This window comes from Methylobacterium longum, assembly GCF_022179385.1.
GTDB classification, from domain to species: domain Bacteria; phylum Pseudomonadota; class Alphaproteobacteria; order Rhizobiales; family Beijerinckiaceae; genus Methylobacterium; species Methylobacterium longum.
Map to the genome: position 1 here is coordinate 1 of NZ_BPQS01000080.1, position 15008 is coordinate 15008.

Consider the following 15008-nt stretch of genomic DNA (forward strand, 5'->3'; position numbering starts at 1 on the left):
CGGAACCGCCTTCTTGACCGGCAGGTCGGCGGCGTGCGCGGCGCCGACCGCCGCGAAGGCAGCGGCGGACCCGAGCAGTGAGCTCTTCAAGAGCTTCATTGACATCTCCAAAGGTTCGAGACCCGATGATGCGGACGTGCCCGGTTTTCCGGGTCTGGCCGCTCGTTCTGTAGGTTTGGCCCGCGTCTGGCGGCAGGCTCCTGCGGGCTCTCGCTTGGCGATGCCCCCGTGCCCCAACACCATGTGCGAAGGTGTTTCGGCCGGCAACGAGGATTCGCGTCCACCTTGGCTGTTCCGCCCTGATGTTGCCGCCTGGCAACAATTTCAGGGTGTAAAGTCGGCAGATGCCCTCCGCGAGGCTGCCGAATGCCAGTCCGGTCCGTCGTTCTCGGCCGGCCTTCGGCTGTGAATTTCGCGCCCCGGCGCGCACGGGCCTCCCGCCGATTCGACGCCGGCCGCCGGTCGGCCACGCGGGGTTCCCGCGACGCGTCGAAGCCGCGCCTGAATCGCCCCGGGCGCGCGGCCGGGGTCATCGCCCTCGAGGATGGATCGACGGCGCCCTTTCGCGCGCGCGTTCCCGCCCGTGCGCGCACGCATCCGGACGCGTGCGCCGCGTTGCCTATAGGATCATGGCCTCGTGGACGGCGCTCGGCTCGAAGGGCTCCGCGAAGGCGGCTCCCAAGCCGTCGGTGAAGTGCCGGATCACGCGGGCCGCCGTCCGACCCACCCGGAACGTCGTGCCGATCTCCGGGGCCGGATCGATCAGCAGCGCGACGCCCGAGGCCGAGATATTCAGGACGTGCCCCGCCTGCGCCCGGCCGTCCGCCAGGGTCACGGTGACGATCTTCTGCCGCGGCACGATGCGGCGGTGGATGCGCAGCGGCTCGGCCCGCAGGTCCTGGGCCCGCGCCAGCGTCACGAACTGGCGCGCCAGTTCCGCGAGCGCGGCCCGCCCCGCCTGGATCGAAACGACGAAATCCTGGCCCGACGTCCAGTCGATCCGCGCCTTCAGAAGGCCGATGTGGCGGATGCTGCAGGTGAGATCCTCGCCGGGCGCCAGCAGGGCCGAGGACCGGAGCCGGATGCCGTCCGCCGAGACGTCCGTGGTGATCGCGTAGAAATCCCGGCGGCGCCGGCTCCAGCACAGCGCGGGCAGGATGACGCTGTGCCGTGGGTCATTCATGCCTCTCATCGCCGCGCCTGGATCATCGGTGCGGTGTGCGATGGATGGGCCTGAAGAGGCCTTCCGCCGATCGGTAAAACTTTAGCCGCCGGGCATGGCGGCGGGTCCCGCGCGCACGTGTGCACAGCTTTCGAGCAGGCCGCCGGAGACACGGGCGGATCGCGGCGATGCACCGGGCGGCCCGGGGGTGCCGGCCCCGTCCGACGCGCCGGGCCGGTGCGGCGCGGGAGGCCGGGACCGGGTGCGGGCTAGAGCGCCCCGGCGACGGTTTCGCGGCGCAGCCCGCCTCGGGCGGACCGCGATCTACCGCGGCGTGACGCCTTGAGAAGCCGGCTCACCATGCCGTCGCCTGGACCGGCGCAACATATGAATTCAAGATGCAACTGACCCTCGGTGGCACGGATGCTGCCTGGGATTGTGCATGCCATAGCGGTGCGCGACAGTGCCGCCCGCCCCACGGATCGGCCGCGGCCGAACCCGTCCCGCTCGTCATCCTCCGCATCCGGACGGTCCCATGTTGCGTCTCGCCGCCTGTCTCCTCGCCGGGATCGCCTTCGCCGCGCCCGCCGCCGCCCAGACCCTGCGCTACGGCATGATGGAGGATCCGGACGCCCTCGATCCGACGCTCGCCCGCACCTTCGCGGGCCGGATGGTCTTCGCGGCGCTCTGCGACAAGCTCGTGGACATCGGCCCGGACCTGAAGCCGGTGCCGCAGCTCGCCACGTCCTGGGAGCTGTCGCCCGACGAGAAGGTGCTGACCCTGCACCTGCGGCCGGGCGTGCTGTTCCACGACGGCGAGAAGTTCGACGCCGCGGCGGCGAAATACTCGATCGAGCGCCACATGACGCTGCCGGGCTCGCAGCGCCGCTCGGAGATCGCGCCGATCGCCTCGGTGGACGTGGTCGACGACCTCACCGTCCGGATCAACCTGAAGCAGCCGTTCGCGCCCTTGATGGCGCAGTTCACCGACCGGGCCGGCATGATGATCTCGCCCAAGGCCGCCGAGCGCCTCGGCGACAAGTTCGCCTCCGCGCCGGTCTGTGCGGGCCCCTACCGGTTCGTCGAGCGGGTGCCGCAGGACCGGATCGTGGTCGAGCGATTCCCGGATTACTGGAACAAGGACGCGATCCACATCCAGCGGATCGAGTTCCGGCCGATCCCCGACGCCACCGTGCGCCTGACCAACCTGCGGGCCGGGCAGCTCGACCTGCTGGAGCGCCTCGCGCCCACCGACGTGGCGCAGGTGAAGCGCGACGCCAAGCTGAAGCTCGAATCGACCTACGAGCTCGGCTTCCTGGAAGTCCTGTTCAACCCCAACAAGCCCGGCTCGCCGGTGGCCGACCCGAAGGTCCGGGCGGCGTTCGAGGCGGCGCTCGACCGCAACGCCATCAACCAGGTCGTCTACAACGGCGAGTTCCTGGCCGGGAACCAGTGGGTCAACCCGAAGAACCCGAACTACGTCGCCGAGTACCCGATCCCGAAGCGGGACGTCGCGAAGGCCAAGGCGCTGCTGGCCGAGGCCGGCAAGCCGAACCCGCAGATCACGCTGACCGTCTACGCCGACAGCGACTCGCCGCGGACCGGACAGGTGATCCAGGCCATGGCCAAGGAGGCCGGGTTCGACGTGAAGATCCAGGCGGTGGACTTCACCACCGCCCTCGATGCCGCCGACAAGGGCAATTACGAGGCGCAGCTCTATTCCTGGAGCGGCCGCTCCGACCCGGACGGCAACACCTACAGCTTCCTCGCCTGCAAGGCGGCGCTGAACTACCCCAAATACTGCAGCCCCGAGGCCGACGCGGCCCTCCAGGCCGAGCGCGGGACCGTCGACCCGGCCAAGCGCAAGGCCGCCTGGAAGGCGCTGGCCGATCAGGTGCTGAAGGACCGGCCGGGCATCTACATCCTGCACCGCAAGCTGCTCTGGGCCTACAGCCAGAAGCTCACGGGCTTCGTGCCCTACCCGGACGGGCTCGTGCGCTTCACCGGCCTGAAGCTCAACTGATGCTGCAGTTCCTGGTCCGACGCCTCGCCCTCGCGGTCCCGACGCTGATCCTCGCCTCGATGATCATCTTCGCCCTGCAGCAATTGCTGCCGGGGGACGTGGCCACCGCGCTCACCGGCGAGGAGCGCGACCCGCAGGTGATCGCCTTCATCCGCGAGAAGTACCACCTCGATGAGCCCCTGCCGGTGCGCTACGCCTACTGGGCCGGCGGCGTGCTGCGGGGCGATCTCGGCGAGTCGATCCGGCTGCAGAAGCCGGTCTCCGAGCTGATCGTCGAGAAGCTGCCGGTGACGCTCGAACTCGCCTGCCTCGCCATGCTGGTGGCGCTCGCCATCGGCGTGCCCATGGGCGTGCTCTCGGCGGTGAAGCGCGGGCAGGCCGCCGACACGATCGCCAACGGGATCGCCCTCTGGGGCCTGTCGGTGCCGAATTTCTGGCTCGGCATCCTGCTGATCCTGCTGTTCTCGGTGGAGCTCGGCTGGCTGCCGGCCTCCGGCTACGTCTCGCCCTTCGAGAGCCTGTCGGAGAACCTCGCCGCCATGGTGATGCCGGCCTTCGTGCTCGGCAACGCCATCGCGGCGGTGATGATGCGCCACACCCGCGCGGCGATGCTGGGCGTGCTCGGCTCCGACTACGTCCGCACGGCCCGCGCCAAGGGCGTCTCGCCCCTGCGGGTGACCCTGCGGCACGCGCTGCCCAATGCGGCGATTCCGATCATCACCCTCGGGGCGCTGGAATTCGGTCAGCTCCTGTCGGGGGCTGTGCTCACCGAGCAGGTCTTCTCCGTGCCGGGCTTCGGCAAGCTGATGGTCGACGCCGTGTTCAACCGGGATTTCGCCACCGTGCAGGGCGTCGTGATCTGCACCGCCGCCACCTACATCGCGTTGAACCTCGCCGCCGACCTGCTCTCCGCGGCCGTGAACCCGAAGCTGAGGCGGGCATGAGCAGCGGCAGCGAGATCGCCCGCGCCGAGACCGCCGGCGCCGAGATTGGCATCCTGGAGGCCGTCCCGTCCGGCCCCCCCGCCCCTGCCATTCTCCAGGAACCCGGCACCCTCGCGGCTTTCTGGCGGCGTCTGCGCGCGCGCAGGAGCGCCGTCGCAGGGCTCGTCATCGTCGGCCTGCTCGTGCTGATGGCGGCCCTCGCCCCCTGGGTCGCCCCCTACGATCCCACCGCCACCGACTGGGGCAACGTCCGCGGCGCCCCGAGCCTCGCGCATCCGTTCGGCGGCGACGAGGTCGGCCGCGACGTGCTCTCGCGGATCATCTTCGGCGCCCGCGCGTCGCTCGGCGCGGGCCTCGTCTCGGTGGCGCTGGCCGTCTCCCTCGGCCTGCCCCTCGGGATGCTCGCCGGCTACGCGGGCGGCTGGATCGACGGGGCGATCTCCCGCCTCACCGACGCGCTGCTGGCGATCCCGTTCCTGATCCTGGCCATCGCGCTGGCCGCCTTCCTGGGCCCGAGCCTCGTCAACGCGATGATCGCCATCGGCCTGTCGGCGACCTCGATCTTCATCCGGCTGACCCGGGCGCAGGTGCGCGCGGTGGCGGCCGAGGAGTTCGTCGAGGCGGCGCGCGCCATGGGCAATCCGCCCTGGCGCATCGCCCGGGTCCACATCCTGCCCAACATCGTCCCGGCGATCCTCGTCCAGGCGACGCTGACCATCGCGGCCGCCATCATCGCGGAGGCGAGCCTGTCCTTCCTGGGCCTCGGCCAGCAGCCGCCCGAGCCGTCCTGGGGGGCGATGCTCAACACCGCCAAGAACTTCATGGACGAGGCCCCCTGGATGGCGATCTGGCCCGGCCTGTCGATCTTCCTCGCCGTGCTCGCCTTCAACCTGTTCGGCGACGGCCTGCGGGACGCCCTCGACCCGAGGCAACGCACATGACGGCGGCGATGACGAAGCTCCTCCTCGACGTTCGCGACCTCGCGGTCGCCTTCGACACCGACGGCGGCGCGGTCCACGCGGTCAACGGCGTCTCCTACACCCTGCACGAGGGCGAGACGATGGGGATCGTCGGCGAATCCGGCTCCGGCAAGAGCGTGCACGTGCTCGCCATGCTCGGCCTGATCCCGCGCCCGCCCGGCCGCGTCACCGGCGGGCAGGTGCTGTTCGCGGGGCGCGATCTCCTCACCCTGAAGGAGCGCGAACTCCGGAAGGTCCGGGGCGGCGCGATCGGCTTCGTGTTCCAGGACCCGATGAGCTCGCTCAACCCCGGCATGACCGTGGCGGCCCAGCTCATCGAGCCGCTGCGCATCCATCTCGGTCTGGACGGCCGGGCCGCCCGCGCCCGGGCGACGGAACTGCTCGACCTCGTCCGCATCCCGAATGCGGCTTCGCGCCTCGACCAGTACCCGCACGAATTCTCCGGCGGCCAGCGCCAGCGGGTGATGATCGCCATCGGCCTGAGCTGCCGGCCGAAGCTGCTGATCGCCGACGAGGCGACCACCGCGCTCGACGTCACCGTGCAGGCCGAGATCGTCGCGCTGGTGCAGGAGCTGAAGCGCGAACTCGGCATGGCGATCATCTGGATCACCCACGACCTCGGCGTGGTGGCCGGCATCAGCGACACCGTGCAGGTGATGTATGCCGGCCGGATCCTGGAGCGTGGCCCGGTGGACGACATCTTCGCCGATCCCCGCAACGCCTACACCCTCGGGCTCCTGCGCTCCCTGCCGGACCTCTCGGGCAGCCGGACCGGGCGCCGCCGCCTGCACCAGATCGAGGGCGCACCGCCGGACATGCGCCACCTCCCGCCGGGCGATCCCTTCGCCCCGCGCAACGCCTTCGCGACGCCCCGCTGCCGGACCGAGATGCCGCCCCTGGTCCAGGCGACCGGCGCCGCCCCGGGCCACCTCGTCGCCGCCTGGTACGACCTGCCGAGACTGCTGGCGCCGGAGGCCGGGCGATGAGCGGACAGCCCCCGCCGCTCCTCGCCGTGCGCGACCTGTCCAAGCACTATCCCCTGCGCACCTGGTGGGGCGGCAAGGGCTCGGTGTTCCGCGCCGTCGAGGGGGTCAGCTTCGACATCCGCCCCGGCGAGACCCTGGGCCTCGTCGGCGAGTCCGGTTCCGGCAAATCGACCATCGGGCGGGCCGTGACGATGCTCAATCCGCCGACCTCCGGCACCATCGCGTTCGAAGGCACCGACCTCGCCAAGCTGGATGCGGCCGCGATGCGCAGGATGCGTGCCCGGATGCAGACCGTGTTCCAGGATCCCTACGCGGCCCTCAACCCGCGGATGAGCGCCGGAGACTACGTCGCAGAGGCGTTCAAGCTGCACCGGCGGGCGATGCGCGGGTCCGAGCGGCGCGAGGCGGTGGCTGGCCTGTTCGAGCGGGTCGGGCTCGATCCGCGCTTCATGGGGCGCTACCCGCACCAGTTCTCCGGCGGCCAGCGCCAGCGCATCTGCATCGCCCGGGCGATCGCGCTGAAGCCGAGCTTCATCGTCGCCGACGAGCCGATCGCCGCGCTGGACGTCTCGATCCAGGCGCAGGTGGTGAACCTGCTCCAGGACCTTCAGGACGAGATGGGCCTGTCCTACCTGTTCATCTCCCATGACCTGCGGATGGTGCGCTACCTCTGCCACAGGGTCGCGGTGCTCTGGCGCGGGCGGATCGTGGAGCTGGCCGAGGCGGACGCCCTCTACGCGGATCCGCGCCACCCCTACACCCGCCGCCTGCTCGCCGCGGTGCCGGTGCCGCATCCGGCCGAGGAGCGCGCCCGCCTCGCCGCCCGCGACATCGCCGATCACGACCAGCCGCCGGATGGTCCGCTCACCGAGGTGGCGCCGGGCCATTGGGCGGCGATGCCGCAAGGCCCGCACGCGTGACAGACTTGGATCAAGCAATCCCGTCTCGCTGAGACGGCCAGCACAGCAGGACATCCCGTGAGAGACTTCTCCGCACCCGGGCGCTCACCGGTCTACGCCGCCAACGCCGCCGTCGCGACCTCGCACCCGCTCTCGACCCTCGCCGCCATCGAGGTGCTGCGCGCGGGCGGCAACGCCGTCGATGCCGGCATCGCGGCCGTGGCGGTCCAATGCGTGGTCGACCCGTTGATGACCGGCATCGGCGGCGACTGCTTCGCCCTCTACGCCCCCGCCGGCGCGACGAAGCCGATCGCCCTCGACGGTTCGGGCCGCGCGCCGGCCGCCGCGACACCCGACTGGTACGCCGAGCACGGCGTCAGCATCACCCCGACCTCGCCGCACGCCGTCACGGTGCCGGGCGCCGTCGGGGCCTGGGATCTGCTGGTCCGCGAGCACGGCACCCGCTCCCTGGGCGAGCTACTCCAGCCGGCGATCCGCTACGCCGAGGACGGGTTCGTGATCCAGCAGCGCGTCGGATGGGACTGGCAGCGGGGCGCGGAGCGCGTCGCCGGCGATCCGCACGCCGCCGCGGCCTACCTGCCGGGCGGGCAGGTGCCGGCCATCGGCAGCGTTCTGCGCCTGCCAAAACTCGCCGCGACGCTCCAGCGCGTCGCCCAGGAAGGATCGCGCGGCTTCTACGCCGGGCCGGTCGCGGAGGACATGGTGAGCCGGCTCACCGCATTGGGCGGCCTGCACACCCTGGACGACTTCGCCGCTGCCCGGCCCGACGTGGTCGTGCCGGTCTCGACCCGCTACCGCGGCTACGACGTCTACGAGTGCCCGCCCGCCGGCCAGGGCCTCGCCGCGCTGATGATGCTCAACGTGCTTACGCATTACGATGTCGGCGCTCTCTCGGACCTCGACCGGCTCCATCTCTTCGCCGAGACCTGCAAGCAGGCCTACCACCACCGCGACGTCCTGTTCGGCGACGCTGCCCTCGCCAACGTCCCGGTGGAACACCTGCTCTCCGACGCCTGGAAGGCCGCCGCCCACGGGGCGATCGACATGGGCCGGGCCCGCGAGCCGAAGGTCTACCCCGAGATCGCGCAGGAGATCGCCGAGGGTCGTGCCCATAAGGACACGGTCTATCTCTGCGTGGTCGACCGGGAGGGCAACGCGCTGTCGCTGATCAACTCGGTCTTCCAGGGGTTCGGCTCGGGCATCCTGGCGCCCGAGAGCGGCGTGCTGCTGCACAACCGGGGCCTTTCCTTCCGCACGGAGGGCGGCCACCCGAACAGCGTCGGGCCCGGCAAGCGCCCGATGCACACGATCATCCCGGGCATGCTGATGAAGGACGGGCAGGCGGTCGCGCCGTTCGGCGTCATGGGCGGCCATTACCAGGCCATGGGCCATGTCGAGCTGCTCTCCGGCCTCCTCGACCGGGGCCTCGACGTGCAGGAGGCGCTCGATGCCCCGCGTAGCTTCGCCTACGGCGGCAGTCTGGAAGTCGAGGATGGGATTCCCGATGCCGTGATGGTGGGACTCACGGAGCGCGGCCATCCGGCGATCCGCGCGCCGCTGCCGCTCGGCGGCGGCCAGATCATCTGGATCGACCGCGGGGCCGGCACGCTGGTGGCCGGCTCGGACCCGCGCAAGGACGGATCGGCCCTGGGGTACTGAGGGACGGACTCGCGCCGATCAGATGCGGGGATCATCGAACCGGTTCGGCGGCACGCGCTCAAAACACCACCCTTACTTCTCGCCCTGCGGGAAGGAAGGGTAGCCATTAGGGCCGGGTCAGGAGACGGGAATCCGGCTTCTGGAAACTGCAGAGCGGGCGCATGGGCCAGAGTCTCCTCTGGCATCGTCGCGTCCCGCTCCCGATCCGCGTCGCGGCCCCGCGGAGGGGGAGGGAGACGCGCGGGATGCGGCCGCGGTCCCCAGGCCACGAGAACTCAGTCGATATCCTCGACCGCCTCTTCCCCGCCGAAGACCCGCTGAGCGAGCGAGGCTTCCATGAACGGGTCGAGATCGCCGTCGAGCACCTCGTCGGGATCCGTGGACTGGGTGCCGGTGCGCAGGTCCTTCACCAGCTGGTACGGCTGGAGCACGTAGGATCGGATCTGGTGGCCCCAGCCGATATCCGTCTTGGCGGCGGCCTCGGCGTTGGCCTTTTCCTCGCGCTTCTTCAGCTCGGCCTCGTAGAGGCGGGCACGCAGCATGTTCCAGGCGGTCGCCCGGTTCTTGTGCTGCGAGCGCTCCTGCTGACACGCCACCACGATCCCAGTGGGATTGTGGGTGATGCGCACCGCCGAGTCGGTGGTGTTGACGTGCTGGCCACCGGCGCCGGACGACCGGTACGTGTCGATCCGGCAGTCGGACTCCTTGATCTCGATCTCGATCCGGTCATCGATCACCGGATAGACCCAGACGCTGGCGAAGCTGGTATGCCGACGGGCGCTGGAATCGTAGGGCGAAATCCGCACTAAGCGGTGCACGCCGGACTCGGTCTTGAGCCAGCCATAGGCGTTATGGCCCTTGATCAGGAGCGTGGCGCCCTTGATCCCGGCCTCCTCGCCGTCCGACCACTCGACAATGTCGACCTTGTACTTCCGGCGCTCGGCCCAACGGGCGTACATGCGCTGGAGCATGTTGGCCCAGTCCTGGCTCTCGGTTCCGCCGGCCCCGGCATGGACTTCGAGATAGGTGTCGAAGCCGTCGGCTTCGCCGGACAGCAGGGTCTCGACCTGCCGGCTCGCCGATTCCTTCTCGACGGCCAGGATCGCAGCCTCACCCTCGCGGATCGAGGATTCGTCGCCCTCCATCTCGCCGAGCTCGATCAGCGTGGCGCCGTCCTCGAGGTCACGCTCCAGCTTCCGGATGGCGGAGACCGCCTCGTCGAGCTGCTGGCGCTCGCGCATGACCTTCTGGGCGGCCTCGGCATCGTTCCAGAGGTCGGGATCCTCGGAGGCTGCGTTCAGCTCCGCGAGGCGTTTATCGACTGTATCCCAGTCAAAGATGCCTCCTCAGCAGCCCTATAGACTGCTTGGCGGCATCCGAGGCTTGCTCGATCTCGGCGCGCATCTGGTTCTTCGGGAATGAGGTGGATGTGTTGGGCCGGGGTGATACCCCCGGGGGCTTGGCCTGTAAACGCCGCCGCGTCGCCCGGCCTTCGTCGCGTCGGCCGACACGATACGCGAGCGGCCACTCGGGCCGGATCCCGCTGACGGAGAGCAACCGGAACCCGAGGCAGAGCGGCGGGCTGACCGCCGTAACGCCGGCTCAGTACCGCGGCGGCACGATATAGGCGGGGGCGATCACGTACTCCTTCGGCCGCTTGCGCGCGCCGAGGCGGCCTTCCGTGATCTGATCGTTGTAGTAGTCGAAACCCGTGTAGCCAAAACCGCCGCCGTTCATCACCTCGGCGACCGGGACCGGCGGCACGGCGAGATCGGGGCGTCCCGGCGGGACGATCACTTGGCAGCATCCGTCCGTCTGGAGAACCGTCGGACCGTTCGGGGCGGTGAATACGTAGGCGTGCGACTGGTAAGGGGCGGCCGCGTAGGCGGCATCGGACGCCAATGCGCCCTGCCCTGTCGCGGTGGCGAGAAGTCCGGCGGCGATCAGGATCTTGGTGCTCACGCAGTGCTCCGTGACGGTGTCGGCCAAGCCGCCGAAGGTCTTACAGTCTAGATGATCACGGACGCGCTGTCCGGTTCGTCCGGACGGACCGGTTACCGGAACGCTTGCCGGATCAGCCGCGGGCGCGCAGGACCACCTGCGGGCTCGCCGGCAAGGGGCGGCAGTCGGTCGTGAAGGTGTTGACCGGCAATGGCTTCGAATCGCAGGCATATGCGTCCGCCGGCCCCGGCGCCGGGATCGGGTCCCGAGCGATGATCGGGTTCGGCGCGCAGGCCGAGGCCGCGGCGGCGAGCAGCAGGGCGGCGATCAGATTCAGGCGGCGCATGCGGAACTCGGGACGCGGGAAGACCCCTACGCCTGACCCTGGCCATGAGTGTCCGTGCTGACAAGCGCCGCGGCGGGATCGCGACGCCTTTGGCGGCGCGTGTCGCCCCGCAGCAACAATCGCGGCGGGTACGGCTAGCCGACCCGCGCCATCGGGACGACGTTGTGCAGGGTCTTGTCGGTCCCGTCGAAGAACCGGCGGACGTTGCGCGCAGCCTGCCGGATGCGCTGCTCGTTCTCCACGAGCGCGATGCGCACGTACTCGTCGCCGAACTCGCCGAAGCCGATGCCGGGCGCGACCGCCACGTCGGATTTCTCCAGCAGCAGCTTGGAGAATTCGAGACTGCCCATCTCGCGGTAGCGCTCCGGGATGGGCACCCAGGCGAACATCGAGGCTGCGGGCGACGGGATGGTCCAGCCGGCTTTGCCGAAGGATTCCACCAACGCGTCGCGCCGCTTCCGGTAGATCCCGCGCATCTCGTTGATACACTCGTCCGGACCGTTGAGGGCCGCTGTCGCGGCGACCTGGATCGGCGTGAACGCACCGTAATCGAGGTAGGACTTCACCCGGGTGAGCGCCGCGAGCAGGCGCTCGTTGCCCACCGCGAAGCCCATGCGCCAGCCGGCCATCGAGTAGGTCTTCGACAGCGAAGTGAATTCAACCGTGCAGTCGATGGCGCCGGGCACCTGCAGCACGGAGGGCGGCGGGTTGTCGTCGAAATAGACCTCCGCGTAGGCGAGATCCGACAGCAGGATCAGCTCGTGCTGCTTCGCGAAGGCCACGAGATCCCGGTAGAAATCGAGGCTCGCCACGTAGGCGGTGGGATTCGACGGGTAGCAGACCACCAGGGCTACCGGCTTCGGGATCGAGTGCCGCATGGCCCGCTCGAGCGCCGGGAACATGGCCGGGGTCGGCTCGGCCGGCACGGAGCGGATGACGCCGCCCGCCATCAGGAAGCCGAAGGCGTGGATCGGGTAGCTCGGGTTCGGCACCAGCACGACGTCGCCCGGGGCGGTGATCGCCTGGGCCATGTTGGCGAAGCCCTCCTTCGAGCCGAGCGTCGCCACGACCTGCGTATCGGGATTGAGCGTCACGCCGAAGCGGCGCTGATAATACCCGGCCTGGGCCTTGCGCAGGCCCGCGATCCCTTTCGAAGCCGAGTAGCGGTCGGTCCGCGGCCGGCCGGCCGTCTCGCACAGCTTGGCGATGACGTGCTTCGGGGCGTCGAGATCCGGGTTGCCCATGCCGAGATCAATGATATCGGCGCCCTGAGCGCGGGCGGCGGCCTTGATCCGGTTGACCTGCTCGAAGACGTAGGGCGGCAGTCGCTTGATGCGGTGGAAGTCGGTCATGGGCGTGTCCATCGGCGCGTCCCGAAGCTGCGTCTTTCGTCTGTACCGGTCGCGCGAACCCCATGCTCTAGCAGAGTTGCTGGCCGCCGCCGACCCACAAAACGACGGTCCTTATTGTGGCGGCACCGGAGCCGGCTTGAGGGTGGCCGCGCCGCCTTGGCCGGCGCTGAGGGCCGCGCGGCCCCGGGCCTCGTTACGCCCGCGGGCGCCTTCCAGCTCCGCCTCCAGGGCTTTCTGTCCGGTGACCGACTTGGCCCGGACCGGACGCTTCGGGGCGTCGACACCCACCGGCATGAAGTCGGGCCGCTCCTTGCTGCGCGTCTCCGTGACGAAACCCGGCGCCGCCACCACTTTGGGGCCATAGCCGGCATCGGAGGCCAGAGAGCGCACGACGTCGCCGGAGCAGGCCGCGAGCTGTCCTGCGAGCACGGCCAGGGCGAGGACGCGGCCAACGCGCAGCGAAAGCAGGTCGGACAGGGCACGATCCCTTATCACAGGGGCCTGATCACAGGGCATGAGAAGATCGGCCGTATGTTTCGGCGACATGGGGAGCCGGACTGGCGAAACCTCTGGCTCGCTCCTTATTTTGTCGGAAACGAGGCTCGCGCAATCGGGTCGACAGATGAAAAACAGGGAGGCACGCTTGACGAGCCCGCAGCCGCCGGACCGGACCGCTCCTCAGACGATGGTCGCAAGCGGCGCGATGCCGGAAGGCGTGAACCCGCCGCTCCCGGATTTCGAGGCGCTGTCCCGCAATGCCGGGCAGTTCGTCGAGGCGATGGGGCGCAACGTCACTCGCCTTCTGGCGCCCGATTCGCAGTCGGGCGGCCCTGGCGACGAGATGACCGACGCGGCGAAGGTCCTCGGCAAGGTCGCCGAGGCGTGGCTGTCCGACCCGAACCGGAGCGCCGAGGCTCAGGCCCGTCTCTCGCAGGATTTCCTGTCCCTGTGGGGATCCACCTACCTGCGCCTGCAGGGCCAGCGGGCCGCTCCTGTGGTGCTTCCGGAGCCGCGCGACGCGCGTTTCGCCCATGCTGATTGGTCGGCCAACCCGTATTTCGACTTCCTGAAGCAGGCCTACCTGCTGGCCACCCGCTGGGCCGAGGGCTTGGTGGATGAGGCCGAGGGGATCGACGCGCATACGCGCCACAAGGCGCAGTTCTACCTGCGCCAGTTCACCAGCATGCTCTCGCCCTCGAACTTTCTACCGACCAATCCGGAGCTGATCCGCCATACGCTTCAGGAGAACGGCGCCAACCTCGTCCGCGGCCTGAAGATGTACGAGGAGGATCTCGAGGCGGGCCGCGGGCAGCTGCGCGTGCGCCAGACCGATCCGAGCGGGTTCGAGGTCGGGCGCAACATGGCGGTCACCCCCGGCGAGGTGGTGTTCCGCAACGACCTGATCGAACTGATCCAGTACGCGCCCACGACCGAGACGGTGCTCAAGCGCCCGTTCCTGATGGTCCCGCCCTGGATCAACAAGTTCTACATCCTCGACCTCAACCCTCAGAAGAGTTTCCTGAAGTGGATGGTCGACCAGGGGCTGACGGTCTTCTGCATCTCCTGGGTGAACCCGGATGCCCGGCACGCCGACAAGGACTTCGAGTCCTACATGCGCGAGGGGATCGAGGCGGCCATCGACGCGATCGGCGTCGCCACCGGCGAGAGCGAGGTCACGGCGGCCGGGTACTGCGTCGGCGGCACCCTGCTCGCCGTGACGCTGGCCATGCAGGCGGCCACCGGCAACCGACGGATCAAGAGCGCGACGCTGCTCACCACGCAGGTCGACTTCACTCATGCTGGGGACCTGAAAGTCTTCGCCGACGAGGAACAGATCCGTCAGGTCGAGATGCGCATGGCCGAGAAGGGCTACCTGGACGGCGCCCGGATGGCGAACGCCTTCAACATGCTCCGGCCGAACGACCTGATCTGGCCCTACATCGTAAACAACTACATCAAGGGCAAGACACCCTCGGCCTTCGACCTGTTGTACTGGAATTCGGACGCAACTCGTATGCCGGCGGCCAACCATTCCTTCTACCTGCGCAACTGCTACCTCGACAACACGCTGGCGCAGGGCCGGATGGTGCTCGGCAACGTCCGCCTCGACCTCAAGAAGGTGCAGGTGCCGATCTTCAATCTCGCCACCCGCGAGGATCATATTGCTCCCGCGCTGTCGGTGTTCGAGGGCTCGAAGACCTTCGGCGGCAAGGTCGATTACGTGCTGGCAGGCTCGGGCCACATCGCCGGCGTCATCAACCCGCCCGCGAAGCCGAAATATGGCTATTGGACCGGTGGTCCGGTGAAGGGCACGCTGGAAGACTGGGTCAAGGCCGCGGTCGAGACCAAGGGTTCGTGGTGGCCCTACTGGTTCCAGTGGATCGAGGCTCAGGCGCCGGAGCGCGTGCCGGCCCGCAAGCCCGGGGGCGATGCGCTCCCGTCCCTGGGGCCCGCGCCCGGCACCTACGTGCGGATGCGTTCCTGACGCGCATCACCGCGGGGGATGCGCGTCCTGCAGATTCGGGCTTCGGGTGGACGCGCATCCTGCGGCGGAGCGCCTGATCCCGCACTCCGCCGATGATTCTCAGTATTTCCGGATGAGTGGGGCTTGTTCGGGGGGCGCGGCGGGTGCTGCGAAGAGGTAGCGGAATCCGACCGAGACGATGTCGGCGCTGGAGTCGACGGTGCCGGCGAA

General features: G+C 69.5%; 13 protein-coding genes and 1 pseudogene. 7 read left to right on the forward strand and 7 right to left on the reverse strand.

Going from position 1 to position 15008, the window contains the following annotated elements:
- Both MFF58_RS30185 and MFF58_RS30190 read right to left on the reverse strand, forming a co-directional pair.
- Positions 1-243: pseudogene (locus MFF58_RS30185) on the reverse strand (porin); the annotation flags it as partial.
- 376 nt (positions 244-619) lie between these two features.
- The gene (locus tag MFF58_RS30190) at positions 620-1183 is read right to left on the reverse strand and encodes a PilZ domain-containing protein (protein WP_238293812.1); all 564 of its coding nucleotides are present in this window, start codon (positions 1181-1183) and stop codon (positions 620-622) included.
- Positions 1184-1697: 514 nt separating this feature from the next.
- Here MFF58_RS30190 and MFF58_RS30195 point away from each other — a divergent pair.
- The 6 genes from MFF58_RS30195 to MFF58_RS30220 are packed head-to-tail and all read left to right on the forward strand — an operon-like array spanning position 1698 to position 8674.
- Entirely contained in the window at positions 1698-3185 is a 1488-nt protein-coding gene (locus tag MFF58_RS30195; RefSeq protein WP_238293814.1) for an ABC transporter substrate-binding protein, read from the forward strand.
- Positions 3185-4129: an ABC transporter permease gene (locus tag MFF58_RS30200; RefSeq protein WP_238293816.1), complete on the forward strand. Its 945-nt coding sequence runs from the start codon at positions 3185-3187 to the stop codon at positions 4127-4129. The genes MFF58_RS30195 and MFF58_RS30200 overlap by 1 nt, the downstream gene beginning before the upstream one ends.
- Positions 4126-5070 carry an ABC transporter permease gene (locus tag MFF58_RS30205; protein WP_238293818.1) on the forward strand — a complete coding sequence of 315 codons (945 nt, stop codon included), beginning with the start codon at positions 4126-4128 and terminating at the stop codon, positions 5068-5070. The genes MFF58_RS30200 and MFF58_RS30205 overlap by 4 nt, the downstream gene beginning before the upstream one ends.
- A gap of 8 nt (positions 5071-5078) precedes the next feature.
- Positions 5079-6095: an ABC transporter ATP-binding protein gene (locus tag MFF58_RS30210; protein ID WP_238293820.1), complete on the forward strand. Its 1017-nt coding sequence runs from the start codon at positions 5079-5081 to the stop codon at positions 6093-6095.
- Positions 6092-7015 (forward strand): ABC transporter ATP-binding protein, encoded by a 924-nt coding sequence (locus MFF58_RS30215; protein ID WP_238293822.1) that lies wholly within the window; start codon positions 6092-6094, stop codon positions 7013-7015. The genes MFF58_RS30210 and MFF58_RS30215 overlap by 4 nt, the downstream gene beginning before the upstream one ends.
- A 57-nt stretch (positions 7016-7072) precedes the next feature.
- Positions 7073-8674: a gamma-glutamyltransferase family protein gene (locus MFF58_RS30220; RefSeq protein WP_238293823.1), complete on the forward strand. Its 1602-nt coding sequence runs from the start codon at positions 7073-7075 to the stop codon at positions 8672-8674.
- Between the two features lie 275 nt (positions 8675-8949).
- Here MFF58_RS30220 and prfB read toward each other — a convergent pair.
- The 5 genes from prfB to MFF58_RS30245 form a co-directional block, all read right to left on the reverse strand.
- Positions 8950-10078, reverse strand: a protein-coding gene (gene prfB, locus MFF58_RS30225) for a peptide chain release factor 2 (protein ID WP_238293824.1) whose coding sequence is annotated in 2 segments (ribosomal slippage) — positions 8950-10008 and positions 10010-10078 — 1128 coding nt in all. Because the reading frame shifts where the segments join, the coding sequence is not laid out codon by codon here.
- A 198-nt stretch (positions 10079-10276) separates the two neighbouring features.
- The gene (locus tag MFF58_RS30230; RefSeq protein WP_238293826.1) at positions 10277-10636 is read right to left on the reverse strand and encodes a hypothetical protein; all 360 of its coding nucleotides are present in this window, start codon (positions 10634-10636) and stop codon (positions 10277-10279) included.
- Positions 10637-10748: 112 nt separating this feature from the next.
- Positions 10749-10961 (reverse strand): hypothetical protein, encoded by a 213-nt coding sequence (locus MFF58_RS30235; protein WP_238293828.1) that lies wholly within the window; start codon positions 10959-10961, stop codon positions 10749-10751.
- Between the two features lie 134 nt (positions 10962-11095).
- The gene (locus tag MFF58_RS30240) at positions 11096-12313 is read right to left on the reverse strand and encodes an LL-diaminopimelate aminotransferase (RefSeq protein ID WP_238293830.1); all 1218 of its coding nucleotides are present in this window, start codon (positions 12311-12313) and stop codon (positions 11096-11098) included.
- A 111-nt stretch (positions 12314-12424) separates the two neighbouring features.
- On the reverse strand, positions 12425-12808 hold the full coding sequence (locus MFF58_RS30245; protein WP_238293831.1) for a hypothetical protein: 384 nt from the start codon (positions 12806-12808) through the stop codon (positions 12425-12427).
- Between the two features lie 148 nt (positions 12809-12956).
- Between MFF58_RS30245 and MFF58_RS30250 the strand changes: the two genes are divergently transcribed.
- Positions 12957-14798, forward strand: a complete 1842-nt coding sequence (locus MFF58_RS30250; protein WP_373323413.1) for a PHA/PHB synthase family protein — start codon at positions 12957-12959, stop codon at positions 14796-14798.
- The last annotated feature ends 210 nt before the right edge of the window (positions 14799-15008 follow it).